At 68.9% G+C, this 16,690-nt stretch carries 10 protein-coding genes; 8 read left to right on the top strand and 2 right to left on the bottom strand.

Features of this window, described 5'->3' with window-relative positions:
• Window positions 1-31: 31 nt before the first annotated feature.
• Both QWJ37_RS15580 and QWJ37_RS15575 read left to right on the top strand, forming a co-directional pair.
• Window positions 32-4,402: an FtsK/SpoIIIE domain-containing protein gene (locus QWJ37_RS15580; protein WP_290245873.1), complete on the top strand. Its 4,371-nt coding sequence runs from the start codon at window positions 32-34 to the stop codon at window positions 4,400-4,402.
• Between the two features lie 72 nt (window positions 4,403-4,474).
• Window positions 4,475-6,460 carry a serine/threonine-protein kinase gene (locus QWJ37_RS15575; RefSeq protein WP_290245872.1) on the top strand — a complete coding sequence of 662 codons (1,986 nt, stop codon included), beginning with the start codon at window positions 4,475-4,477 and terminating at the stop codon, window positions 6,458-6,460.
• Window positions 6,461-6,577: 117 nt separating this feature from the next.
• Here QWJ37_RS15575 and QWJ37_RS15570 read toward each other — a convergent pair whose 3' ends face one another.
• Window positions 6,578-7,459, bottom strand: a complete 882-nt coding sequence (locus QWJ37_RS15570) for a manganese catalase family protein (RefSeq protein ID WP_227929361.1) — start codon at window positions 7,457-7,459, stop codon at window positions 6,578-6,580.
• 163 nt (window positions 7,460-7,622) lie between these two features.
• Here QWJ37_RS15570 and QWJ37_RS15565 point away from each other — a divergent pair, with 163 nt between their 5' ends.
• On the top strand, window positions 7,623-7,922 hold the full coding sequence (locus tag QWJ37_RS15565) for a hypothetical protein (RefSeq protein WP_227904971.1): 300 nt from the start codon (window positions 7,623-7,625) through the stop codon (window positions 7,920-7,922).
• A gap of 22 nt (window positions 7,923-7,944) precedes the next feature.
• Here QWJ37_RS15565 and QWJ37_RS15560 read toward each other — a convergent pair whose 3' ends face one another.
• Window positions 7,945-8,811, bottom strand: a complete 867-nt coding sequence (locus QWJ37_RS15560; protein ID WP_227904969.1) for a patatin-like phospholipase family protein — start codon at window positions 8,809-8,811, stop codon at window positions 7,945-7,947.
• 156 nt (window positions 8,812-8,967) lie between these two features.
• Between QWJ37_RS15560 and QWJ37_RS15555 the strand changes: the two genes are divergently transcribed.
• The 5 genes from QWJ37_RS15555 to QWJ37_RS15535 all read left to right on the top strand — a co-directional run bounded on the left by QWJ37_RS15555 (window position 8,968) and on the right by QWJ37_RS15535 (window position 16,660).
• The gene (locus QWJ37_RS15555) at window positions 8,968-9,423 is read left to right on the top strand and encodes a 23S rRNA (pseudouridine(1915)-N(3))-methyltransferase RlmH (protein ID WP_227904966.1); all 456 of its coding nucleotides are present in this window, start codon (window positions 8,968-8,970) and stop codon (window positions 9,421-9,423) included.
• Window positions 9,424-9,534: 111 nt separating this feature from the next.
• Complete coding sequence (locus QWJ37_RS15550; protein WP_227904963.1) at window positions 9,535-10,146, top strand: hypothetical protein; 612 nt, start codon at window positions 9,535-9,537, stop codon at window positions 10,144-10,146.
• Between the two features lie 70 nt (window positions 10,147-10,216).
• Window positions 10,217-10,942 carry a YcnI family protein gene (locus tag QWJ37_RS15545; RefSeq protein ID WP_290245871.1) on the top strand — a complete coding sequence of 242 codons (726 nt, stop codon included), beginning with the start codon at window positions 10,217-10,219 and terminating at the stop codon, window positions 10,940-10,942.
• Between the two features lie 93 nt (window positions 10,943-11,035).
• Entirely contained in the window at window positions 11,036-11,704 is a 669-nt protein-coding gene (locus tag QWJ37_RS15540; protein ID WP_290245870.1) for a DUF4232 domain-containing protein, read from the top strand.
• Between the two features lie 69 nt (window positions 11,705-11,773).
• Window positions 11,774-16,660 (top strand): ATP-dependent helicase, encoded by a 4,887-nt coding sequence (locus QWJ37_RS15535; RefSeq protein WP_290245869.1) that lies wholly within the window; start codon window positions 11,774-11,776, stop codon window positions 16,658-16,660.
• The last annotated feature ends 30 nt before the right edge of the window (window positions 16,661-16,690 follow it).

The raw sequence follows: 16,690 nt of genomic DNA, 5'->3' as shown, positions 1-16,690 counted from the left end.
GGCACTATTCCTCAATGGAAGGAACGCCCCGGTGCGTTTGCTGATCGATCTGGACGAGCGCCGCTTCGAGTGCGAAGTGGCGCACGCCGCCCCGTCCACCACGCTGGCAGACCTCGTGGAGACGGCCGGCGGGCCGCGCCTCGCCCCTGACGAGGCAGTGTTCCTGAACGAGTCCGAGGTCTCCGGTTCCACCCCGGTCTCCGAACTGGTGCTGCTCGAAGGCAGCCGCATCGCCCGCACACCGTGGCCGTCCACACCGCGGGTGCGCGGGTGGAGCGTGACCCTGGCCGGCGGCAAGAGCGCCGGCAGCGTGACCAGTGTCCCGCAGGGCCGGGAAATGCTCATTGGCCGGTCGCCGCACGCGGACCTGACCCTTCCGGCCGAAAGCGCCTCCTGGGACCACTGCCGCCTGCGGCGGGAAGAGGACGGGCTGCGGGTCCTGGACAGCGGGTCCACCAACGGCACCCTGGTCAACGGCGAGCCCGTGGGTGAAGAAGGCATCCTGGTGGAAGACACCGCGACCGTCACCGCCGGCGGCACCGTTCTTCTCCTGCGACGCTCGCTGGACGAAACCCCCGCCCCGGCGCCCGGCAGCCTGCACAACCTCACTCCGGCAGCAACGGCACCGTTTAACCGTCCGCCCCGCCCGGGGCAGGCCCCCGCCGGGGACGCGTTGGTGCCGCCGACCCGCAAGGACGTACCGCCGGCCAGCAAGTTCAGTTACATTACGGTGCTGGCACCGCTGGTGATGGCGGGCGTGATGGTGGCGGTCCTGGGCGATATGCGCTTTGCCATGTTTGCCATGCTCAGTCCCGTCATGGCCGTGGGCATGTGGTTCGAGCAAAAGCGCCGGCATACCCGCGGCTTGAAGGACGAGGACGAACGCTTCACCGGGGCGATTCAGGAATTCGAGCAGCAGATCCGCACGGCTGCCGAGGCGGAGACGGCCCGCCGCCACCGGATGATTCCGGATCCCGCCACGGTGGTGCGCCGCCCCGCACTGCCTGCCACCTCCCTGTGGCAGCGCCGGGCCGACGCGGACGATTTCCTCGCCCTGCATGCCGGCACGGGTGACGTGCCGTGGAAACCCGAGGTGGACCGCGCCGCATCCTCCCGCCTGGACGAAAAGGTCAAGGAATCCCTGGCCGCCGCGCGGCTGCTCGCCGCGCCGGTTCTGGTGGACCTGACCGACGCCGGCGTGGTGGGCATTGTGGGTCCGCGCGAGGGTGCACTCGCCCTCGCGCGGTCGCTGCTGGTCCAGGCCGCGGTGCATGTGGGTCCGGCGGACCTGACCGTGGGCGTCTTCTGCGACGCCGGCCGGGCTGAGGAGTGGGAATGGGCCTCCTGGCTGCCGCATACGCGCCAGGCCGGGAGCAGCAATGGCCAGCGGTGGATGTCCTCCCACCGGGAAACCAGTGTCGCCATGCTGCGGGCGCTCAAGGACACCGTTGAGGAACTGCCCACCCCGGCCCTGCTGGTGGTGCTGGATTCCGAGGTACTCACCGAAGGGCGCGACGCCCCCGCCCGCGCCCTGCTCGGTATGGGCCGCTCCGCGCCCGGAGCGCACGTCAACCCGAAGGACCGGCCGTCCCGGGCCGCCGGGATCGTGATTGCGACGTCGGAGGAACAGCTGCCTGCCTCCTGCACCTCGATCATCAGGGTGGGGGAAGACTCGGCGGCCACACTGGATCAGCCCGAGGACCTCACCCGCGTTGAAGATGTCATCCTGGCCGGGCTCGATCACGAGGAAGCCCTGCGCTGCGCCATGCGCGTGGCGCACTTCGACGATCCGGAACTCAACGTCCCCGGCGCCTCACTGCCGCCCCTCGTCCGGCTGCCCGACCTGCTGGGCTACAGCCAGCCCGACGCCCCGGCCATCCGCCGGCTCTGGGACGCACCCACCGGAATATCCGCTCCCATCGGCACCGGCGAGGACGGGGCCCTGAGCCTGGACCTGGTCAAGGACGGCCCGCACGGGCTCGTCGGCGGCACCACCGGATCCGGCAAGTCCGAATTCCTGCGCTCATTCGTAGCCGGCCTCGCGGCACGCAATGACCCCACCCGGCTGAACTTCATCCTGATCGACTTCAAGGGCGGTGCAGCGTTCAAGGCGTGTGAACGCCTGCCGCACACCATCGGCACCATTTCCAACCTGGACGAACAGCTCGCGGACCGCGCCCTGCAGGCCCTGGAAGCCGAAATGGAACGCCGGCAGCGTGTATTCGCAGCCGCCGGCGAAGGCATCGACAACCTTCCCGCCTACATGGCCACCAACCCGGCCGAGCCGATGCCCCGGCTGCTGCTGGTGATTGACGAGTTCGCCATGCTGGCCAAGGACTTCCCGGACGTGCTGCAGGCGCTGGTCAGCGTGGGCGCCGTGGGCCGTACCCTGGGCGTGCACATGATCCTGGCGACGCAGCGGCCCGCCGGCGTCGTTAATGACGACATCCTGGCCAATACCAACCTGCGCGTGGCCCTGCGGGTGCAGAGCCGTGAAGACTCCAACAACGTCATCGGTGTCCCCGACGCCTCGGCGATCGGCCGGGCCCAGATGGGGCGTGCCTACGTGAAACTGGGCCAGGACGACATCACCCCCGTGCAGACCGCGCTGGTCACCGGACGCGCGCAGATTGGCGGCGGACCCGCGGTGGATGTCCGCGAGATCGGCCCGTTCGGCGTCCCGGTCCCGCCGCCCGCACCGCCGCGCTCCGCCGTCGCAGACGAGAATGATCTGGACCTGCTCATTGACGCCATCGTCGAGGCCAACGCCGACGCCGGGTACGCCCCGCCGCGGCCGGTCTGGCCCGAAGCCCTGGGTGAACGCGTGGAACTCGCGGGCTTCCTCCCCCACACCGGCACGGAACACGCCGGCACCGAACCGGGTGAGACCGCACCGGGTGAAACCGAAGGGTCCGACGACGTCGCGCCGGACGGAACGACGACCACAGACCCCGCCGTCCCGGCGGTGGGCGGAGTCGAGGGTTCCTCGGTCCTTGTCACCCTGATGGACGAACCGGAGCTGCAGCGCCAGTCCCCCTCCGGGTGGGACATGAATGCCGGAAACCTGATGCTCCTGGGCGTGGCCGGTTCCGGCACCACGACTACCCTGGCTTCCATCGCGCTGACCCTGGCCAGCTCCACGGATCCGGCGGATCTGGACCTGATGATCCTGGACATGGGTTCCCGGGAGCTCGAAGTGCTCAAGGACCTGCCGCACACCGTGGCCTATGTGGGCACCGGCGCCGGCGCCAAGGAGCAGCAGGCCCGCTTCCTGCGGCACCTGCACACTGAAATGGAAGCCCGCCGCGCGGATCCGAGCAGGAAGAGCCGCACCGTGGTGCTGCTGGACGGTCTGGCGTCATTGCGTGATGAGTTCCAGGACTATGAAGGCCAGCAGCTGCTGGACCTGCTGTACCGGGCGTACGCTGACGGCCCTGCCCTGGGCCTGTCCTTCGCCGTCTCCACCACCCGCGCCAAGGCGGTTCCCACCGCCATGAACGAAGTGACGCTGCAGCGCTGGCTTTTCCGCCTCGCGGACACCTACGACTATTCCTCCCTCGGCATCCGCGGCAAAGCGATCCCCGCTCCCCTTCCCGGACGCTGCGTGGATCCGCGGAACACGCTCCAGATGCATGTTGCCACCCCCGCCGTCGGAATAGCAGCGGCAGTGGAACGGGTCCGGCAGATCTGGGGGGACGTGCCCGCGAAGGCTCCGGCCATCCGGCGCCTGCCCTCAGACATCACGCTGGAGGAGCTGGGCGCACGGCCGCAGTTGGAGGGCGAGCCCTGGCTGATCCCGGTGGGTATGCAGGAAGCCGATTTCTCCCCCGCCTTCCTGGAGATTTATGAGGGTGAGCACGCCCTGATTGCAGGTCCGGCCCGCTCCGGAAAGTCCACGCTGCTGCTGGCCCTGGCCGGCGCCCTGCGGGGTGCGGTCACGCCGCAGGGGCCGGCGCAGGTGTGGGGCATCTGTGACCGCCGCTCTCCACTGGCCTCCGCGGACCTGGACCGGGTCGCCGTCGGCACGGACGAAGTGCCCGCCCTGCTGGCTTCGCTCCGGCTCGAGCGCGGACCGGTGTTCCTGCTCATTGACGACGCCGAGCGGTTCGAGGACGCCGATCAGTCCATTGGCGGCGTGGTGGCCTCCGGGCAGGCCGGACTGTGTGTCATCGCGGCGGGACGCTCAGCGGATCTGCGCGGGCTGTACAGTCATTGGACCAAGACAGTGCGCAAATCCCGGCTGGGTGTCCTGCTGCAACCCGATGTAGATTACGACGGCGAGCTGCTGGGCGGCATGCTCCCGCGGAAGGCCCCCGTGGCCATCACCACCGGACGCGGGTACATCGGAATCGGCGGCAGGATGGCGCTGATCCAGTCGATCAGCGCCGGGGTCGGCTCCTAGCCCGCTCCTGCAGCGGGCCGGGAAATGTGGCGGTGCTTGGGGAAACAGAACATCAGCGTTGGGGAGTAAGGCATGCAATTGGCACAAACGGGCCAGGCCCTGGGAGCGTCCTACCGCTTCGGCGAGCGCGTGGGCTCGGGTGCTGCCGGCGAGGTCTGGACGGTTACGTCCACCGAAGGCCGGACGTTTGCTGCCAAGATCCTGCGCCCCGAACATGCCGATGATCCCTCGCTGGTAGAACGGTTTGTCCGCGAACGGTCGGTGCTGCTCGGACTCCAGGGTTCGAACATTGTTACCGTGCGCGACATGGTGGTGGAGGGCTCGCGCCTGGCCATCGTGATGGATTACGTGGCCGGCGGCTCCCTGCGCGAAGTAGTGAAGGACGTCGGTCCGCTCCGGCCGGCGGACGCCCTGACCGTCGCCGCCGAAGTCTTCGATGCGCTGGCGTCCGCCCATTCCAAAGGCATCACTCACCGCGACATCAAGCCGGACAATGTCCTGCTGGATCAGCCCTGGCCCCAGTGGTCCCCGGGCGACGTCCGGGTTTCGGACTTCGGCATTGCCGATGTGGTGGGCGAACGGATACGCGAGACCACCGGACTGATCGGCACGCCGCAGTACATGCCGCCCGAGCTCATCAGCCGTGGGCGGTCCGGCCCGGCCGGTGACGTGTATTCCACCGGGGTTCTCCTCTACGAGCTCCTTGCGGGCCGCACGCCGTTTGCCGGTCCCGGACCGGACTTCAGCGTCGCCTACCGCCATGTGTCCTCCCGGCCCCCGCGGATCCCGGTGGATGATGAGCTCTGGGCCGTCCTGGACGGGCTGCTGTCCAAGGACCCGGCCGGCAGGCCCACCGCCCCCGAAGCCGCCGCCAAACTCCGCCGCCTCGCGCCCCGCCTGGCGGATCAGGCTCCCCTGCCACGCGGGGAGGCCCCCACCGAGTTCGACGAGATCGAACGCCCGGCCACCCTGGTCCGGGGAGCGTTTTCGGACGCGGACCTCACGGACCTGGCCTCACCTCCGGCGGAGGGCGTCAGCACCGTGGTGCCCGAACTCGGGGAAGCAGGCAATGCCACCATTGCCCGGCCCATGCCGCGCCGCGAGCTCTCCTCCCGTTCAGAGTCCGCCGCAGCCGCGGAACCCGAGGAGACGCCGTTCTGGCGAACCCGCAAGGCACTGCTTCTTGCCGGCACTGCAGTGCTCCTCCTCGTTGCCATGGTGGTTGGGTTCGTGGTCCTCGCGCCTTCCGGAAAGAAAGCCGATACCGCAGTTGCCGCCGAGCGCCTCTCCACGCAGGTGGCAGGAACCGCCATGCCTACCGGCCTGAGCATTTCCCGGAGTGCATCCTTCGAGCCGTCCAGCGGGAAGGTCCGGCTTACGCTCGCCTATGCGGCACAGAAGGCCCCCTTGTCCGGTGATTTCCTTGAAGTCATCCCGGGACTGGCCGAAGCTGACGGGTGCCCCGCGGTCACCTGGGAGGGTGCTGCGGTGAGCCGGAACCAGGCCTCCATTACCGGTCTGGACGTGGAGTGCGGCTGGAAACTTTCAGATTTGGAGGTTCCGGCCGGAGGGTCAGTGGAGGTTAGCGCCGAAGTGGCGGTGGCACCGGCTGACCAGCAGGCATTCGATCAGTGGCTGCGTGCCGGGGCCGAGGCCACAGCCGCAGCGGCACAGGATCCCGATGTGAAAGGCACGGCGTACCCCGCCCAGCGCCTGATGGGCGTGGAAGTACGCACCCCGGCCCGCGTGGTGACGCCCAGCCCCCTGAAAATCACTCTGCTTCCCGTATGGGCCGGCGGCGCCGACGAGCTTAACCCGCTGTACGTCAGTCCTGCCTCCGGCAGGCCCTCCCAGATGCTCACCGCGGTGACCGGTGGGGAAAAGGGCCTGCGCTTCTCCGACGGATGCGGCGGCGCCCTGGCAGTAGACAGCTCGGGCCTCACCGTGACGGCCCTGCAGATCTCCCCGCAGTGCACGGTGCGGGCCAGCGTCGGGAACTTCACCGAGCTGCAGTCCCCCGCCTTCAGCATCACCTCGCGCGAAAGCTCGGGCGAGTAGGTTCCGCCGGCCGGATGGCGTTCCAGCCGGGGTGCGCCCGCAGGCACAAGGGGCCCGGAGGCCGCCACCTGGCCAGGTTGCGGCCTCCGGGCCCCGTCCCGCTAACTCACGACGCAGCTACTCGCGGTGCAGTTTGTCCTGAACCGTGCCAGCTACCTTTTCCACCACATTGGGAACATCGGTGGTGCCGTAGTAGCGCGCATCGGGGCGGGTGACATCCGGCATGGGCGCCGTCGTCGTCGGGCCCTCGTGGTAGCTGAACTCGCCCTTGCCATCCGGGGTGGGGCCGGAGGCCCAGGAGCCCTCGGACGCGTGCTTGCCGTCGGAGAAGTTCAGGTACTGGTAGGACACTTCACGCTCTTCCTTCTTGATCGGGAAGTTGCTCGGCACCGGCAGGAGCTCGTAGCCCTCTTCCTGCAGTTCCTTCGCAGCTGCGGTCCACTGGTTCTGGTGCATGGTGTCGCGGGCCAGCAGGAAGGAGAGCAGATCCCGCACGCCCTTGTCATCGGTCATGTGGTAGAGCCGCGCCACGGCCAGACGGCCCTGCATCTCGGCGTTGGCGTTGGCCGTGAAGTCGGCCAGCAGGTTGCCGGAAGCGGTCACGTAGCCGGCAGTCCACGGGTTGCCGTTGCTGTCCACGGGACGGGCGCCGGCACCGGCCACAATGGCGTGCTGCACATCCATGCCGCCCACCACGGCTGCGATGGTCGGGTCGGACTGGACGGCGTCGTCCGTAATCCCCAGTGGTGCCTTTTCGAGCAGCTGGGCGATCATGATGGCCAGCATTTCAACGTGGCCCATTTCTTCAGCGGCAATGCCGTAGAGAAGATCCCGGTACTTGCCGGGAAGGTGTGAATTCCAGGACTGGAAGCCGTACTGCATGGCTACGGTGATTTCCCCGTACTGGCCGCCGAGCACTTCCTGGAGTTTGCGTGCGTAGACGGCATCCGGCTTATCCGGTGTGGCCTTGAACTGAAGTTCCTGCTTATGGAAGAACACTATTCACCTCCGCAAATCTGGCCCGCATCGGATTAGGACGCCAGACGTGGCGACCAGCAGGCCGATGACAGAAAACTAGCCCAACCCATAGGTACTAAGCAAACTTACTAAAGCCCATCCGGCCATCTCCGCATCGACCGCTGGCCTTTGTAGGATGAAGCACATGGACAACAACGGATCACAGCCCACCCTTGCCCAGCTGCGCAACCGCCAGACGGAGCTGGTCCTGGCCCTGGCCAACGAGACCCGCACGGACCGGCTGCAGCAGTACAGCGACGAACTGGAGTTCCTGGTCAAGCACATTCAGGAACGCGAAGAGGCAGAGGCGGCGGGCGCCCCTGCCCCTTCAGCTGGACCGGACCGGGAGCAGGCACAGGGTGCCGGCGTTGAACAGCGCGAAGACGGGGTGGTCATCGAGCCGGGCTCCGATCTGGAAGCCGACGTCGACGCCGACGGCCGCTAGGCGGGGCGAGCCCGCCTGGGCGTCAGTCTTCCCAGAAGCGCCGGACGTCGTCGGCAATCTCTTTCGCCTGCCGCCGGCCGGCAGCCAGGGACGGTTTGCGGGTGGAGTCCAGGAGCATGTTGGTGCCGAAAGCCTGCAGCGCCTGGGCATCGGCCTCGATGAGGAATGATTTGCCATCTTTGCTAATGGTTTTCAGTGCCTGCGGCAGGGTGGGGCCAAACGGGCTCTGCGGTGCCTCCAACCCGCAGGAAATCACCAGGACTTTGTGGTGTCCGGCGGCGACGTCCGCATTGGTCCCCGAGCGCATGCCGCCATCCATGTAGACCCGGCCGTTGATGTGCACCGGTGGCCACACCGTGGGAACCGTACAGCTGGCGGTGACGGCCAGCCCCAGGTCTACGCCGGACCCTGAATCGAACACCGTGAAGCTGCCGTCCTCGGCGTCAACGGCGGTGACGCCAAGGGCTTTTTCCGGCCAGGCCGGGTACGGAACCAGCATCCTGATGCTGTTCACCCAGGCCTCCTCGGTCAGCTGGGTGTCGGCCTTCAAGGCCAACCGGCCCAGCCGTGCACGGGCGGCCTTTTCCCCGCCGCCGCCCTGCCCGGCGGCGGCCATGATGTTCATAAACCGCTCACCGTCGAACGAGTCGGGCTCCCGGTAGTCCTCGGCGCCGGCCCCGTCCTCAGCGGTTTCCTGCGCGGCCACGGCGGCCGGCACCTGCCCGAACCGCAGGGCGGTGCCCACCACGGACCCCGCCGAGGTTCCCACCACCAGATCCGCCTCGTTCAGGTCCACCCCCAGATCCAGCAGTTCCGCCAGCAGTCCTATTTCCCAGGCGATGCCGGCAACTCCGCCGCCACCCAGTACCACCGCACGCGTTGAACGCATGGTCATTCCTCCTTGGCTTCCGCCGTCGAAGACAGGCCGGAGTTCCCCGGCCCTTCCTTGTTGGGCAGTGTAAGCCCCTTCACCGCCGGGCGGGACATACCGGCGGTCGGTTCCTCCGGTTACCTCCGGAGCGGGGTTCCGGGCTTCAATGGACCTATGGCATTAAGAGTTCTGATGGTGGGCCGCAAGCACGAGGACTGGGTGGTTGACGGTATTCGGCGGTACGAAAAGCGGCTGAAGAAGCCCTTCGACCTGACCTGGGTTCCCATTCCGCATTCGGCCCGCGAGGGGGATGCTGCCCGCAAGGAGGAATCCGAGCGGCTGCTGGCCAAGGCGGGCTCCGACTATGTGATCCTGCTGGATGAGCGCGGCAAGGCCATCACTTCCCCTGCCCTGGCCAAGACACTGCAGAAACCGCTGGACTCGTCCCGCAACGTCACGCTGATCATCGGCGGAGCATACGGTGTGGATCAGAGCGTGCATGACCGGGCGGACTTTGTCTGGTCCCTCTCCCCCCTGGTTTTCCCGCACCAGCTGGTCCGGCTGATCCTGGCCGAGCAGGTTTACCGGGCGCAGGAAATTGCCGGCGGCCGCCCCTATCACCACGAATAGGCACGCCTCACATCCGGCCGGACCGGGCAGCGGACCGGGGTAAACTGGGGGCAGTTTTTTTAGCAGTCCGGCTGGCCCTGCGCCGCAGCCGGCAGGAGCGGAAAGGGAGCCATGCCCCAGCGCACTGACCCCTTCCGGCTGCTGCGTGCCGCAGCCGCCACCGCAGTAATCCTGGCCCTGGCCGTGGGTGCACACACGGCAGCGGGCGGAACGCTTCCCGCGCCCGTCCTGCTGTTCGCCCTCGGCGCTTTTACGCTCGCCGGCGTCACAGCCACGGCGGGGCGCAGGTTCCGCCCGGGGCGCCTGTTCCTGGTGCTCGGTGCCGCCCAGCTTGGCCTGCACCAGGCCTTCGCACTGCTCACGCCGGCCAATCCCGTCTCCTGCACTCCCGGGCCCGGGCACGGCGGCCACCATGGCGCGGTGCTGGACTGCCTGCCGGCGGCCGTACCTGCTGCGGCAGGGCACGGCCTGCACGACGCCGGCCCCGCCCTGTTCCTGGCGCACCTTGCGGCAGTGGTCCTCACAACTCTGGCACTGGCCCGCGGCGAAGATGCGCTGCACGCAGCTGCGGCCTGGCTGCGCCCGCTGTTCACCGCTCCGGTGCCCCACACCTTCCGGATCATTCGCCCCGCGGCCGTTCCTGCACCGACGCCCGGCCGGGCCCGCTCCCGGCACTGCCCCGCCCGCCCGGTGCGCGGACCGCCGTCGTACGCCTTGGCCTAAACCTTTTTCCTTATCCCTTGCCGCAATCTGCGGCTCCCGGCGCCCCTGCGCGCCATTGAAAGGCTTACCCATGCGTACCCGCACCTCTGCCCTGCTTGCCGCCGGCGGCACCGCCGCCCTGATGACCCTGGGCCTCGGCTCTGCCGCTGCCCACGTCCACGTCACTCCGGACACCACGGGCGCCGGCGACACGGCCCTGCTCACCTTTGACCTCTCGCACGGCTGCGAAGGCTCCCCCACCACGGCCCTGACCTTCACGCTTCCCGATGAGCTGACGGATGCCACTCCCACCGCGCACGCAGGCTGGGACGTCAAAAAGGTCACCGAGGAACTCTCCGAACCCCGGACCCTGCCCAACGGCTCACAGGTCAGCACGCGCACCAGCGCCGTGGTGTACACCGCCAAGGACCCGTTGGCCGACGGCGTGCGGGACACCTTTACGCTCAGCGTCACGCTGCCGGAGGATGAGGGCGCCACCCTGGCTTTCCCCGTCCTGCAGACCTGCACCGAGGGCGAAACCGATTGGGCGCAGGTGCCCGCGGAGGGGCAGTCCGCGCACGATCTGGACTCACCTGCCCCGGTGGTAACCATCACGGAGGCCGACGACGACCACAACGGCGGGCACGGTGACGACCACGGCACACCTGCCGGCTCCGACCGGGAAGATGCGGAGGAGCGGGACGACGATACCGAGGCCGCCGCAATTGCCGGGTACACCGGACTGGGTGCCGGGCTGCTTGGCCTGGCCGCCGGCGTCACCGCACTGATCCGTACCCGGGGCCGCAGCCGGGGCTAGCGCATTCCCGGGAACCCGTAACGGTTTTGCGTCTTTCCGCCCCGCCCAGCGGGGCGGATTGACGCACCCCCGGCGCCGGGACAGGGTGAGAGCATGAACACCCGAACCGCCGTTTCCCGCGCCGCTACAGCCCCAGCACGCAAGGCACTCACCCTGTTGGCCCTCCTCACCCTTTCCGGAGCGGCCCTGGCCGGCTGCGGTTCCGCGGACAGCGACGACGCCGGGTCCAGTTCCCCCTCCCCCACCGCTACTGCCAGCGCCCCGTCCGCGGCGCCTTCCACATCCGCTGCACCAAGCACCCCCGCGGCTGAACCCAGCACCGGGGCTGCGGCCGCCGGACCGGCCCCCTGCACGGCGGGCACACTTAGCGGCGCGGTGGAGGACGTCCCCGGCGGTGCGACCGGCGGCGGTGTGTACCGTGCCATGGTGCTTACCAACACCTCGGCCGATGACTCCTGCACGCTGGCCGGCTACCCCGGCGTCTCCTACCTTGACGCGGCGGGCACCCAGGTGGGCGCACCCGCTGCCCGGACAGAAGGCACCCAGGCGGTTCCGGTCACCCTGGCCCCGGGCCAGTCCGCCGCCGCGGAACTGCAGGAAACCGTGGCACAGAAGTACGGCGAGTGCCAGGTACAGCCCACCGCCTCCCTGCTGGTGTACCCGCCGGAGGACACCGCGTCCCTGACCATCACCTACCCCTCCACCGGCTGCCTGAACCAGGACATTGAGCTGCTGCACATTGGGGTTCTGCAGGCCCGCTGATATTCGGCCTGCAGCCAAACCCGCCGCGACGGCGGGGAAACTGTCAGCGCAGTGGGGAAGAATGGTGGCATGACATCGGCGTCCTCGGTGCAGGCCCTGTCCCGGCAGGCCCGGACCGTGCTCGGCAAGTTCACCCCAGCCACCCGGGAGTGGTTCGAGGGTGCCTTCGCCGCGCCCACACCGGCGCAGCTGGGCGCGTGGGACGCGGTGTCCGAAGGCGCCAACGCCCTGGTGGTTGCCCCTACCGGATCCGGCAAAACCCTGGCCGCGTTCCTCTGGGCGCTGGACAGCTTCATTGCCGCCGCGGCGCAGGACACAGATCCCACCCTGGACATTTCCCTGCCTGCCGAGACCAAGGTCTCCGGGTCCCGGCGCGCCAAGGAACCCAAACGCAAAACCAAGGTGCTGTACATTTCGCCGCTGAAGGCCCTGGGCGTGGACGTGGAGCGCAACCTGCGGGCCCCGCTGATCGGCATTACGCAGACCGCCAAACGGCTCGGCCTGCCGGCGCCGTCCATCACCGTGGGCGTACGCTCCGGCGATACCCCGCAGAACGAGCGCCGCGCCCTGCTGACCCGGCCGCCGGACATCCTGATCACCACGCCGGAGTCCCTGTTCCTGATGCTGACCTCGCAGGCCAGGGAAACCCTCGCCGAGGTGGAAACCGTCATTGTGGATGAGGTCCACGCAGTGGCCGGCACCAAGCGCGGCGCACACCTGGCTGTGACCCTGGCCCGGCTGGACGCGATGCTGGAGAAGCCGGTGCAGCGGATCGGGCTCTCCGCCACCGTGGAACCACATGAAACCGTGGCCCGCTTCCTGGGCGGCAATGCGCCGGTGCGGATCGTGGCGCCGGAGTCGAAGAAGAACTGGAACCTCACGGTCACGGTTCCGGTGGAGGATATGTCGGACCTGGGCGGCGCTCCGGCGGTCGAGGACACCGTTGAGGGCGGTTACGCTCCGCAGGCGAGCATCTGGCCGCATGTGGAGGAGAAGATTGTCGACCTTATTGAGGCCAACCGCTCCACCATTGTGTTTGCCAATTCCCGCAGGCTTGCCGAACGGCTGACCGCACGCCTGAACGAGATCCACGCCTACCGGTTGGAGGCAGCCGCCGCGGCCACCGGGACCGACGACGCCGCGCCCGCTCCGCGTACAGGAACCTCCCGTCCGCCGGCCCAGATCATGGCCCAGGCCGGGGTCTCGGTCCTGCGCCGCGAGGACCTGGCGGTCGACGACGACGGACCCCTCCTCGCCCGCGCCCACCACGGCTCGGTGTCCAAGGACCAGCGTGCCCTGATCGAGGATGACCTGAAATCCGGGCGGCTGCGCTGTGTGGTGGCCACCAGCTCGCTGGAACTGGGCATCGATATGGGCGCTGTGGACCTGGTGGTACAGGTGGAATCCCCGCCGTCCGTGGCCAGCGGACTGCAGCGCGTGGGCCGGGCCGGACACCAGGTCGGGGAAATCTCGCAGGGCGTGATGTTCCCCAAGCACCGCGGGGACCTGCTGAATTCCGCCGTCACCGCCGAGCGGATGCTGGCCGGCCAGATCGAGCCGCTGGCCATCCCGGCCAACCCGCTGGATATCCTAGCGCAGCAGACCGTGGCGGCCTGCGCCCTGGGTTCCATTGATGTGGAGGAATGGTTCGACGTCGTCCGCCGGTCCGCTCCGTTCGCCGGCCTTCCGCGCTCCGCGTTCGACGCCACCCTGGATCTGCTCTCCGGCCGTTATCCCTCGGACGAGTTCGCCGAGCTGCGCCCGCGGATTGTGTGGGACCGCACCGAAGGGACCATCACCGGCCGGCCCGGCGCCCAGCGGCTGGCGGTGACTTCCGGCGGCACCATCCCGGACCGCGGGCTCTTCGGCGTCTATCTGGTGGGTGATTCCGAAGGCAAAAACAGCCGCCGGGTCGGGGAACTCGATGAGGAGATGGTCTATGAGTCCCGGGTGGGAGACGTTTTCGCGCTTGGTGCCACCAGCTGGCGGATAGAGGACATCACCCATGACCGGGTGCTGGTCTCCCCCGCGTTCGGCCAGCCCGGCAAGCTGCCGTTCTGGCGCGGTGACTCCCTGGGCCGGCCGGTGGAACTCGGCCGTGCCCTGGGCGCCTTTGTCCGGGAAATGGCCGGCTCGGAGGACGCCGCCGCCCGCGAACGGCTGGCCGCCGTCGGGCTGGACGAGTGGGCCGCAGGAAACCTGATCACCTACCTGCGCGAACAGCAGCAGGCCACGGACGTGGTGCCCAACGATAAATCCCTGGTGGTGGAACGCTTCCACGATGAACTCGGCGACTGGCGGGTGGTCCTGCACAGCCCGTACGGTATGCCGGTCCACGCGCCCTGGGCACTGGCCGTGGGGGCCCGGCTGCATGCGAAGTACGGGCTGGACGGCTCGGCGATGGCCTCCGATGACGGCATTGTGCTGCGGGTACCGCTGATGGAGGATGAACCGCCCGGCGCCGAGCTGTTCCTTTTCGATCCCGAGGAACTCGACTCCATTGTCACCGCCGAGGTGGGCGGGTCCGCCCTGTTCGCCTCGCGTTTCCGCGAATGCGCGGCGCGCGCCCTGCTGCTGCCGCGGCAGAACCCGTCCAAGCGGACCCCGCTCTGGCAGCAGCGGCAGCGTTCCGCCCAGCTGCTGGATGTCGCCAAGAAGTACCCGACTTTTCCCATCGTGCTTGAAACCGTGCGCGAATGCCTGCAGGACGTCTACGATCTGCCGGCTTTGAAAGACATTGCGGCCGGGATCGAGCGGCGTGAGATCCGGCTGGTGGAAACCACCACCCCCTCGCCGTCCCCTTTCGCCCGGTCCCTGCTCTTCGGCTATGTTGGCGCCTTCCTCTACGAGGGTGACTCCCCGCTGGCCGAACGCCGGGCCGCCGCCCTGTCCCTGGACCCGACGCTGCTCAATGAGCTGCTGGGCCGGGCCGAGCTGCGCGAATTGCTGGACGCACGGATCATTCACCGGATCGAGCAGGAGCTGCAGCGCCTGGCTCCGGACCGCAAGGTCCGCGGATTGGAAGGCGTGGCCGACCTGCTGCGCCTGCTCGGTCCGCTGTCCGTTCCCGAGGTGGCTGCCCGGCTGCAGCCTGCGGAACCCGGCCCGGAAGGCAGCACCCCCGAACCGGCATCCCAGGACTACGCCGAGGAGCTGCTGGAGGCACTGGTCCGCGCCAATCGTGCCCTGAAGATCGGCATGGCCGGTACCACCCGGTACGCCGCCATTGAAGACGCCGCCCGGCTGCGCGATGCCCTGGGTGTTCCGCTGCCCATGGGTGTTCCGCTCGCCTTCATTGAGCCGGTGGCGGATCCGCTGGGGGACCTGGTGGGCCGCTACGCGCGCACGCATGGCCCCTTCACCGCGGCCGAGGCTGCGGCGCGGCTGGGCCTGGGTGTTGCGGTGGTGACCGGCACCCTGCAGCGGCTGGCGGGCGAAGGCCGGGTGGCTGAAGGCGAATTCCGGCCGGCGGAAACCCTGCTGCTGGACGCCAACGACGGCGTGGATTCCACTCCCGCCGCCACCGTCACCGTCCCGGGCACCCCGGGCGGCACCGAATGGTGTGACGTGGAGGTGCTGCGGCGGCTGCGGCGCAGCTCGCTGGCGGCACTGCGTTCCGAGGTGGAACCGGTGGACCCCGCCACCTACGGCCGGTTCCTTCCCGTGTGGCAGAACGTGGGAACCGGGCTGCGCGGGCTCGACGGCGTGGCCACCGTAATTGACCAGCTCTCCGGCGTGCCCATTCCGGCATCGGCCTGGGAGCCGCTGATCCTCGGGTCCCGGGTGCGGGACTATGCTCCGGCCATGCTGGATGAGCTGACCGCCACCGGCGAGGTCCTCTGGTCCGGCCACGGGTCCCTGCCCGGCAACGACGGCTGGATAGCCTTGCACCTGGCGGAGAACGCCCCGCTGACCCTGAACCCGTCTCCGGACTTCGAGCCGGGTGCCCTGCACCAGCGGCTGCTGGAAATCCTGGGCAACGGCGGCGCCTACTTCTTCCGCCAGCTCAGCGATACCCTCGCAGCGGTAGGGCCCGCCGAAACCGATGCCAATATTGTCTCCGCCCTGTGGGAACTCACCTGGGCGGGACAGATCAGCAATGACACGTTCACGCCGGTGCGTTCCCTGCTCTCGGGCGGGAAAACAGCGCATAAGCAGCGGGCTGCCACCCCGCGGGCACGCACCGCACGGATGGGACGGCTGGGCCGGGCACCGGGCGCTTCGCTCACGGGCAGTTCAATGCGCCTTGCCGCCGGAGGCACGGCCGCTGCGGCGCTGCGGAACGCCCCGCCGCTGGTCGCCGGACGCTGGAGCCTGCTTCCGCCCGTGGAGGCCGACGCCACCCTGCATGCGCACGCCACCGCCGAGCTGATGCTGGACCGCTACGGTGTGGTCACGCGCGGCTCGGTGGCCAGCGAGGGAACTGTGGGCGGCTTCGCCCTGCTCTACCGGGTCCTCGCCCGGCTGGAGGAAATGGGCAGGTGCCGGCGCGGCTACTTCATTGAACAGCTCGGTGCGGCCCAGTTTGCCGTTCCCGCTACGGTGGACCGGCTGCGGTCCTTCTCCGAAGACGCCCAGCTCAAAGCCCCCGAACCCGCCGCCGTCGCCCTCGCTGCCACGGACCCGGCCAACCCGTACGGCGCCGCGCTGCCCTGGCCGTCGCTGGACGGCGGGCACCGGCCTGGCCGCAAGGCCGGCGCGCTGGTGGTCCTGGTGGACGGCAACCTGGCCCTCTATGCCGAACGCGGCGGGAAGACCCTGCTGACCTTCACGGAGGATCCGGAGCTGCTGCAGCTCTCCGCCGCCGCCCTGGTCCAGATCATCCGGCGCGGTGCGGCGGAGAAAATGGCCATCGAGAAGGTCAACGGTGCGGATATCTTGGACACCGAGGCAGCGCGGGCATTGACCGCCGCCGGTTTTTACACCACCCCCAAGGGGCTGCGGTACCGTGTCTGAGACTTCCCTGCGGAATCCGGAAAGGAGGCG

It is taken from the genome of Arthrobacter sp. YD2 (assembly GCF_030410475.1).
GTDB classification, from domain to species: Bacteria; Actinomycetota; Actinomycetes; order Actinomycetales; family Micrococcaceae; genus Arthrobacter_B; species Arthrobacter_B zhangbolii.
This window is presented reverse-complemented; position numbering and strand designations above follow the sequence as displayed.